This window comes from Chitinimonas sp. (assembly GCF_036568685.1).
Taxonomy (GTDB): Bacteria; Pseudomonadota; Gammaproteobacteria; order Burkholderiales; family Chitinimonadaceae; genus Chitinimonas.
Window position 1 is genome coordinate 1 of the sequence record NZ_DATCSC010000108.1, and the last position, 8,757, is coordinate 8,757.

The 8,757-nt window shown below is 64.6% G+C and carries 10 protein-coding genes; 6 read left to right on the top strand and 4 right to left on the bottom strand.

All coding sequences use genetic code 11. From position 1 onward, the window contains the following. A partial coding sequence (locus VIM95_RS15570) for a hypothetical protein (protein ID WP_331987481.1) occupies positions 1–2,057 on the top strand: 2,057 nt, incomplete at its 5' end. Positions 2,058–2,086: 29 nt separating this feature from the next. Here VIM95_RS15570 and VIM95_RS15575 read toward each other — a convergent pair. The 4 genes from VIM95_RS15575 to VIM95_RS15590 all read right to left on the bottom strand — a co-directional run bounded on the left by VIM95_RS15575 (position 2,087) and on the right by VIM95_RS15590 (position 5,155). Continuing rightward, complete coding sequence (locus VIM95_RS15575; protein ID WP_331987484.1) at positions 2,087–2,581, bottom strand: hypothetical protein; 495 nt, start codon at positions 2,579–2,581, stop codon at positions 2,087–2,089. A 306-nt stretch (positions 2,582–2,887) separates the two neighbouring features. Beyond that, a complete protein-coding gene (locus VIM95_RS15580; RefSeq protein ID WP_331987487.1) occupies positions 2,888–3,754 on the bottom strand; it encodes a C1 family peptidase in 867 nt (288 codons plus the stop codon). Positions 3,755–3,942: 188 nt separating this feature from the next. Next, entirely contained in the window at positions 3,943–4,458 is a 516-nt protein-coding gene (locus tag VIM95_RS15585; protein ID WP_331987491.1) for a DUF6622 family protein, read from the bottom strand. Positions 4,459–4,636: 178 nt separating this feature from the next. Beyond that, positions 4,637–5,155 carry a thioredoxin family protein gene (locus VIM95_RS15590; protein WP_331987494.1) on the bottom strand — a complete coding sequence of 173 codons (519 nt, stop codon included), beginning with the start codon at positions 5,153–5,155 and terminating at the stop codon, positions 4,637–4,639. Positions 5,156–5,386: 231 nt separating this feature from the next. Here VIM95_RS15590 and VIM95_RS15595 point away from each other — a divergent pair, with 231 nt between their 5' ends. The 5 genes from VIM95_RS15595 to VIM95_RS15615 form a co-directional block, all read left to right on the top strand. Then, positions 5,387–5,758, top strand: a complete 372-nt coding sequence (locus VIM95_RS15595; RefSeq protein ID WP_331987498.1) for a GFA family protein — start codon at positions 5,387–5,389, stop codon at positions 5,756–5,758. After that, entirely contained in the window at positions 5,755–5,880 is a 126-nt protein-coding gene (locus VIM95_RS15600) for a hypothetical protein (protein ID WP_331987501.1), read from the top strand. The genes VIM95_RS15595 and VIM95_RS15600 overlap by 4 nt, the downstream gene beginning before the upstream one ends. A gap of 4 nt (positions 5,881–5,884) precedes the next feature. Next, positions 5,885–6,628 carry a response regulator gene (locus VIM95_RS15605; RefSeq protein WP_331987505.1) on the top strand — a complete coding sequence of 248 codons (744 nt, stop codon included), beginning with the start codon at positions 5,885–5,887 and terminating at the stop codon, positions 6,626–6,628. After that, positions 6,621–7,958: an ATP-binding protein gene (locus tag VIM95_RS15610; protein ID WP_331987509.1), complete on the top strand. Its 1,338-nt coding sequence runs from the start codon at positions 6,621–6,623 to the stop codon at positions 7,956–7,958. The genes VIM95_RS15605 and VIM95_RS15610 overlap by 8 nt, the downstream gene beginning before the upstream one ends. Positions 7,959–8,074: 116 nt before the next feature. Continuing rightward, on the top strand, positions 8,075–8,757 hold a 683-nt coding region (locus tag VIM95_RS15615), incomplete at its 3' end, for an alpha/beta fold hydrolase (protein WP_331987512.1).

Here is an 8,757-nt window from a genome sequence, read left to right on the forward strand (position 1 = left end):
CCCTAGGGGTGCGGCTCGGTTACTGGTGGAACGCCGGGGAGGTGGGCGCCCCTTTGCCCTGGTATGGCCGCTGGCTGCCCAAGTACAGCTACCTGCTCTCCGAGCTGCTGGCGCAGTTCGCCGGCAGCAGCAGCCGCATCCAGTACCTTAGCGATGGTGGCCATTGCGAGAATACGGCCGCCTATCCGCTCCTGGTGGCGCGTTGCAAGCTGATCGTACTGGCCGATTGCGGTGCCGACCCGGAGTATCGCTTCGGCGATCTGGAGAATCTGATACGGCGGGCTCGGATCGACCTCGATGTCGACATCCGTTTCGTGCGTCCCAATGTCAGCGGCACCGAGTTGTTCGGCTCGCTGGACGACCTGGCGTCCCCCGCCAGCCCGGCTTGTCTTGCGCTGGCAAGGGTGGACTACCCCGGTGACCAGGAGCCGGGTGTGCTGGTGCTGGTCAAGCCCAATCTGACCACTGGTCTGCCCGAGGACCTGTACAACTACAGTCGCGACCATGCGCGCTTTCCGCACGAGTCCACCGCCGACCAGTTCTTCGACGAAGCCCAGTGGGAGAGCTACTTCTCGCTCGGCCGGCACCTGGGCAGCGCGCTGGATGAGGCTACGCTGTTGGCGGCGCTGGACCGGGTGATGCATGAGTCACAGGTGGATGACCATGCCAACAGCCAGCTGGCCGAACCTGCGGCGGATGGCAAGGAGGGTGCGGCCAAGCCGGAGGGTGGGCTGCGGCGGCCCAGCCGCATCGTCGCCAAGTCGGCCGCCACGGCGGGCCTGGGGCTGGGCGTGATCTTCTCGGCGGCGTCGGGCATGTGGGCGGCCTTCCAGAACGCCAGCGGCGAGGGGGGCGCCGGCAGCGAGATCGACCCGCAGCTGCTGCGCCCTTTGTACGACACCTATGCCACCCTGCCGCTCGCGTCGACCAACGACAAGGCCATCGAACCCATAGGCCGCATGGCGGCACAATTGATGACTGCCTGGCAGGTCGTCCGCACCAAGCACCAGGAACTGGCCTTTCAGGACAACAAGGAGGCACTTGAGATGCTGCGCACCACCTACGGCCTCTGCCAGCCTTTGCGCGACAAGCTGGCGGTGTGCAGGACCCTGCTTTCGACCTTCGAATGTCCGACCGAACCGGTGGTCTCGCCCGTCACCCGGATCTTTGGCTACTGGGCGCGTGACGAGCCCGGTGGATCGCCACGACGCAAGGCTAGGCAGCACAGTTTTTGTGAATCGACGGAAGCTCCCTTGGAAGCTGCGGCCGAGCCACCTGTACCGGCCAGCCAGGCGGGCAGTGCCTCCCCGCCAACTGCCGTCGCTGTACCCGCGACGCGCCCACCGGCGCAGGCCGACGTAGTACCGGATCTGCCCCCCAGCATGCCGGCCCCACCGTCGACGGTCGCCCGCCGGCCGGCCAACCGGCCGTTGTGCGGCGGGGTGACCGTCTACCTGCAGATCTATGGCCCACAGGGCAAGGAAAACTTGACCAGCCTGCGTGCCCGCTGGCGTGCTACCGGGGCAGAGATCCCGGCTGTCGAGGATGTATCGGACACTGCGCGCAAGCAGGGACGGGATGCGCCCACGCCTTATGGCCGGCCCACCGTGATCTATCACTTGTCCGATGCCAAGGACTGCGCCTACCAGTTGGCAAACCTGGCCGCGCCTGATTCCAGCCAGGCTGCACCCTACGGCTGGGAGGTCCAGTCGCTGAGTGGCCGCTTCACCGGCACGCCCCATACGGTGGAAGTCTGGCTGCCTCCTTCCGCCCTGGTGCAGGGCTTCGACCAATGGCTCGACAGCGCCGGCTATTGCTACCAGGAGCGCATGGACCCGCATCAGACCTCGGCCCCCTATGGCGTGCACTGTCATCCTACCCAGGCAGCCTGCGAGGACGCCCGTGGCCCCAACGTCCTCACCCTCCAGTCAGCCTGCGTGGCAGTCCGCTTTGCCGGTAACGGCAAGCAGCTGCTGCCGTTCAGCGGCTGGGCCGGCTCGCGCTACAACCTTGCGGGCAGCGAGTTCGGCGCTCCCTTCCCACCACTGCCAAAGTAGCCACAGAGGGTGCGGCGGCACGGCGGGCATCAGGACTTCGCGGGTGCGGGCTTGTTGCAGACCTGTTTGCTGGAATACGGGTACCAGCTGCCGCGCAGCTTGAAGAGCAGTAGCGATTGCGTGCAGCGGTGGCTGCGCAACTGGACCTGGCCGGCGTAGAGGAAGGGCATGGCGACAAAGCGGGCGTCGAGGTAGTCCACACCTTCGCAGGCGGTGGCCTCGGTGGCGCTGCCCGGCGCGCAAGGCGCTTGCGGGTCGCTGCTCAGCGGCTGGCCGCTCAGCGCGGTTTTGAGCGCTTCCAGTGCCGTGGGGCTGATGGTCTTGCCCTCGATCAGTACATTCATGGCACCGGCCGTCTTGGGCTTGTAGTAGTTGAGCGAGGCGCGCAGCGCGGCCTCGGTGGCGGGCTGGACCTCCTCGGCCGGCACCGGGAAGGGCGCCTGTACGTGCAGGTAGATCAAGAGCACGACGGCGCCGACAAAGCCACCGAGCAGACCGAGAGTGAGTGCGTTGCCAGATTTCAAAGCAGTTTCCTGCACGTAAGTTGGGGTTATTTGAATCGTTTGAAGCAGATGTTAGCTGGTGCCCAGGAATATACCTAAAGAGTGCCGGGGATGATGACTGCTTGCAAACTACGAAGGGGCGCAGGCACGTGTTCCGTGCTCCTGCGAGCGTAGCGAGGTTCCCCGCCGGCGGGCGGGGCGGAGGGGATGGGGCTAAATCAAGGGTGGGCCTGGGTTCAGGCATAACAAGGGATGAGCGCCCGGGTTTCCCGGGCGCCTGAACTGAATTTATCTGCCACGCGCCGAATATCAGCTCAAGGAAGGCCCTCAAGCCTTGTTGAACAAGTCGGTATCGACAAACTCACCCTTGACCATGCTCCAGAAGTCCTGTGCCAGGCCACGCTCCACGTAGGCATAGGGCAGCCAGCCATAGCCGGCCTCGCCCCAGCCGGTGCCCCAGGAGTTGCGGATCAGCAGTGCACCTTTGTTGGTGCCGATTTTCTTGTTGTCGTCGTAGCCTACCGCCAGTACCGCATGGCCACCTTCCAGCGTGTCGCCCTTGTCAGGGAAGGGGATGTTGCCGGTACCTTCGCCTAAGGGCGGCATGGAGCTGTAGACCGAGAAACCGAACATGGCCGGCAGTTCTGCGGCGAGGTTGGTCTTGATATGGGCCAGCAGGTCCTTGGGGCTGGTGCCCGGCGGGTCCAGCCGGTAGTAGTCCACGGCCTGGTAGCTCTGCGCAAAAGAGAAGCAGAAGCTATTTGGGTCGTCGTCATATTGCTTGACGTTGTAGGGCCAGTATTTCTCTGGCGGCAGGCCAAACAGCACCATGGCCTTCATGGTATCGCGCAGGTAGGCGCCGCTATCGCCGTCAAACTGCAAGAGCTGGCGGGTGACCTTGTAGAGAAAGAGCCGCGAGGCATCCACGTATTTGCCGAAGGCACGCTGCTCGAAATACTCGTACATGGCCGTGCCGGCGTGGGCGGTGCAGGAATTGATCTGGCCCTGGTCCTCGATGGGCGAACAGTACTGCCGCAAGTCCACCTTGGTGGGCAGTTTGGCGGCAGCGCTGGCCTTCTTGAGCGGGGCGGACTTGCCCAGCACCTTGGCCACGGTGGGGCTGTCGGGGGTGTGGTCGCGGAAGTCGGGCAGGTCGCTATGCCAACCCAGGCCGCGGCCGTGGATGCTTTTCATATGTCTCTCCCTTGCAGATGTGCTCGGCGTCAGGCCTTGCGTGTGGGTGCAGCATAGACCCTTGCAGCTTGGGCCGGCCAGGTGGGCACGATACCGGCTACCTCAGCGTCGCACATCCTCCACATGGGGGACTGAGCGGCAAAAAAGCCCCACCCAGGTGCAGGTGGGGCAAAGATGAGTCCGAGGGTTCAGGCGGCGAGGCTGGCGGTCTTGCGGGTTTGCCAGGCCAGGAGCCACAGGTTGGCGGCGCGGGCCAGGAAGAGGCCGCTCAAAAGGCCGTAGATCAGGCTCAGACCGGTGGCGAACAGGGCCTGGCTGTGCAGGGCGGGGTGCATGGCCAGGAAGATGGCCATGACGTACTTGGTGCTGAAGATGGTCAGCATCAGGCACAGCGGCAGCCAGCTGCCGGGCAGGTGGAAGGTGCCTTGCTGCGGGTCGTAGCTGGCGGCGCTACGTACGCCCACCATGCGGTAGACCAGCACGCTGGCGGCTACACCGGCAAACCAGGCCACGTAGGTCTGTGGCAGGGTGGGGAAGGCACCGGCCACACCGCTGAAGGAGAGGCCCAGCATGAATACCGGCATGATGGCGGTGCGGTACTGTGAAACGGTATTGTCGCGGGTCTGCCTGAGGCCCAGCCAGAACAGCACGGCGAATAGGATGAAGACCCAGGTGGGGGTGTGCTGCAGGATGGCGAGGATCATGTTGGCGGCTCCGTTTGAGATGTCGCCATGGTGAATGTGCCGGCACTGGTGCGCGGGTGCTTGAGACGAATCGACGTGCCGGCGGCGCGAATCGACGGCCAAAGGTGTGAACGGATGCCGGCTGGCATGAACGACAACGGAGCCATATCGGCCCCGTTGCGGTTTCCATCAAACCCACTCAGGCCTTCTCGGCCAAGAGCTTGCGGATGGTGGCCTCGGTTTCGTCGTAGCGGCCTTCACCATAATGGCGGTAAACCACCTCACCCTTGCGGTTGATCAGGTAGAAGGCCGGCCAGAACCGGTTGCCGTAGGCTTCCCAAGTGGCGTACTGGTTGTCCTGCACCACCGGGTAGCGGATGTCGAAGCGGCGGGTGGCGTCCTTGAGGTTGTCAATGGACTTCTCCTCGGGGAATTCAGGGGTATGGACACCGACCACGGTGAGCCCCTGGTCCTTGTAAAGCTCGTGCCAGCGCTTTACATAGGGCAGGGTGTGGATGCAATTGATGCAGGTGTAGGTCCAGAAATCGACCAGCACGACCTTGCCGCGCAGTTGCTCAACGGTGAGCGGTTTGCTGTTGAGCCACTGGCCCAGGCCGCTGAATTCCGGTGCCGGCATGGGGCGGGTAATGGTCTCTGCCTGGCCGCAGGCAGCCAGCAAGAGACTGGTGATCAGGGCGATGGGGCGGAGCAGCTTCATGGCGTTTTCCTTTTCGGTACTGCGGGTGATGGGCAGCAGGCGGACCGGTTTGAGGTAGGGGCCAGTCCTGCATGGTATGGCTGCATTTAAAGGGGCTGAGGTATCTGGCGTGTTTCCCGATCGGCCTTGGGTTAAATGTTGTGTGTACCGCCGGGGGCTGGATACATTGCGATACAAAGGGCCTGAAAACGGCGCGTATAACGGCATCGTCAACCGAACGAGGAGCACCTCATGAACGAATCGCTCTACATCGGCAGCTGCCACTGCGGCGCCGTCCGCTTCCAGGTCCGTACCGCGCTCCTGCCCGCCGCACGCTGTAACTGCAGTCTTTGTCGTCGTCGTGGCGCACTTATGTCGCCCATGGTGCCGGCCGAGGACGTGACCATCCTGCAGGGCCAGGAATCGCTGGCGCTGTACCAGTTCAATACCCATACCGCGCGCCACTTCTTCTGCAAGACCTGCGGCATCTACCCCTTCCACCAGACTCGCAAGGACCCGAAAATGTGGCGGGTGAACCTGGGCTGCCTGGAGGGGGTGGATGCCTATGCGCTGGAAGCCGGCATCAATGACGGTGCCAGCCTCTCGGTGGTGGAGGACGCATGAAACAGCTGCTCTCTGCCCTTGCCCTGCTGCTGGGTACGGTGTGCGTCGAGGTTACTCACCCGCTACGCTGCAACCTGATCCCCAGCTCCCGTAACCAGACCCGGAAAAAGACCGAAGACTGAGCCCATGGACAAGCCCGATCACATCCTGGTGGTGGACGATGACCGCGAGATCCGGGAGTTGCTAGGCAACTACCTGGAGAAGAACGGCCTGCGCGTCTCGCTGGCGGCCAATGGCCGGCAGATGCGCAGCCTGCTCGAGCAGTACCCCTTTGATCTGATCGTGCTGGACCTGATGCTGCCGGGCGAGGACGGGCTCAAGCTCTGCCGCGAGTTGCGTGCCGGCAAATGGCGCGCCGTCCCCATCCTGATGCTGACCGCGCTGAGCGACGAGGCCGACCGTATCGTGGGCCTGGAGATGGGCGCCGACGACTACCTGACCAAGCCCTTTGGCGTGCGTGAGCTGTTGGCGCGGGTACGTTCGGTGCTACGCCGTACCCGCATGCTGCCACCCAATATGCAGGCCGATGAGCCCAGCCAGATCATCCGCTTTGGCGACTGGCGGCTCGATACCGTGGGCCGCCACCTGCTCGACCCGCAAGATACCCAGGTGGCGCTGAGTGGTGCCGAGTACCGCCTGCTGCGCGTATTTATCGACCACCCGCAGCGGGTGCTCAACCGCGACCAGTTGCTCAACCTCACCCAGGGGCGCGATGCAGATGCGTTTGACCGCTCCATCGACCTCCTGGTGAGCCGTTTGCGGCAGCGCCTGGGGGACGACGCGCGCGAGCCGCGCTATATCAAGACACTGCGCAGCGAGGGCTATGTGTTCTCAGTGGCCGTGGAGCAGGGCGGGGGCAGCCATGAGTGAGCTGGTAATGGGCTGGCGCTACTGGCCGCGCACCATGTTCATGCGGTTGGGGCTGGTGTTCTTTGTCGGCCTCCTGCTCGCCAATGCGCTGACCTATGTGCTGATCATGGCGGAGCGCCGCGCTGCCACGGTGGACATGATGCTGGGCTACCTGGAGAAGGACGTTGCCAGCTCGGTGGCCCTCTTGGACCGCCTGCCGGCCGCCGAGCGACCGGCCTGGCTGCCCCGGCTGGAACGGCGTACCTACCGCTTCGAGCTGGGGCCGGGTCTTGCCGGTGGCGTGCCGGACACCACACTGTCGAGCCGGGTTGCGGCCTCTTTTGCTGCCGCTGTGGGCCAGCACTACCCCATCACGGCCAGCAAGGTGCCGGGCAGCCGCGACCGGGTACAGGCTCACCTGCGGCTGAGCGATGGCAGCCAGTTGACCGTAGACATGCAGCCCATGCCACTGCCTATCTCCGCTTGGTTGCCGGTGGTGCTGGGGCTGCAGCTCTTGTTGATCGCCGCCGTGGTATGGCTGGGAGTGCGGCTGATCACCCGCCCCCTGGTGGAGATGGCCCAGGTGGCGGACGCACTGGGGCCGGATCTGCAGGCCGAGCGGCTGGATGAGACCGGCTCGATCGAGGTGGTCCGCGCCGCACGCGCCTTCAATGCCATGCAGGACCGCATCAAGCAGTACATGACCGAACGCATGCAGATACTGGCCGCCATTTCGCACGACCTGCAGACCCCCATCACCCGCATGCGCATGCGCGCCGACATGCTGGACGAGCCCGAGCTGCGCCATAAGCTCAATCAGGACCTGGCCGAGATGCAGGCCCTGGTGCGCGAAGGCGTGACTTTTGCCCGTACCCTGCATGGCAACACCGAGCCGGCCACCCGCATCGACCCGGACGCGCTCCTGAGCAGCCTGGTCTATGACTACCAGGATGCCGGCCAGCCGGTGGAGCTGGAGGGTCAGCTCGGCACGGCCCTGGTCACCCGGCCGCAGGCCTTCAAGCGGGTGCTGAGCAATCTGATCGACAACGGCCTCAAGTACGCCGGTGCGGTGGCGGTGGAAGCGCGCTTTGACGAAGGTGGCGCCACCATCCATATCCGCGACAACGGCCCCGGCATTCCTGAGGAACAACTGGAGGCGGTATTCCAGCCCTTCTACCGGCTGGAAGGCTCGCGCAACCGCGATACCGGCGGCACCGGCCTGGGCCTGGCGATTGCCCGCCAACTGAGCCTGGCCATGAACGCCACGCTGACCTTACACAACCGCCCTGAAGGGGGACTGGAGGCGCGGCTGCGCTTCAAAAGCCTCCCGGAAAGGGCTCCCCCTGGCTAAATCCGCCGTCCCACCCTTTAGGTAGTCCCGACTTATCCCCCCGGCCGCTGCAGTCCCAGACTGCACGGGTAGGGGATCGTACGCCCGAAATTCCACTTTTGACCTAGGAGCACACCATGAACGCACTGCGCCGCACGCTGATCGCCACCATCCTCGCCGGTATTGCCACCACCCAACTGGGCTGGGCCGCCGAAAGCCCGGCCACCGCTGCCAATCCCGCCACCATAGGCCGTGGCACGCACACCAGCTTTGCCGCCCTCAAGCAGGTCAAGACCGATGTGCTCGATATCGGCTACGCCGAAGACGGCCCCAAGGACGGCCCGCCGGTCATCCTGCTGCACGGCTGGCCCTACGACATCTACAGCTATGTGGACGTTGCCCCGCAGCTCGCCAAGGCCGGCTACCACGTCTACATCCCCTATCTGCGCGGCTACGGCAGTACGCGCTTTTTGCGGGCCGATACCCCGCGTAACGGTCAGCAGGCGGCGCTGGCAAGCGACGTGATCGCCTTCATGGATGCGCTCAAGATCGACAAGGCCGTGATCGCCGGCTATGACTGGGGTGCCCGCACGGCCGACATCGTGGCCGCCCTGTGGCCCGAACGCACCAAGGCGCTGGTCTCGGTCAGCGGCTATCTGATCGGCAGCCAGGAGGTGAACCGCAAGCCGCTGCCGCCCAAGGGCGAGCTGCAATGGTGGTACCAGTTCTACTTCAGCACCGAGCGCGGCCAGGCTGGCTACCAGCAGTACACCCACGACTTTGCCCGGCTGATCTGGGAACAGGCCTCGCCGACCTGGAA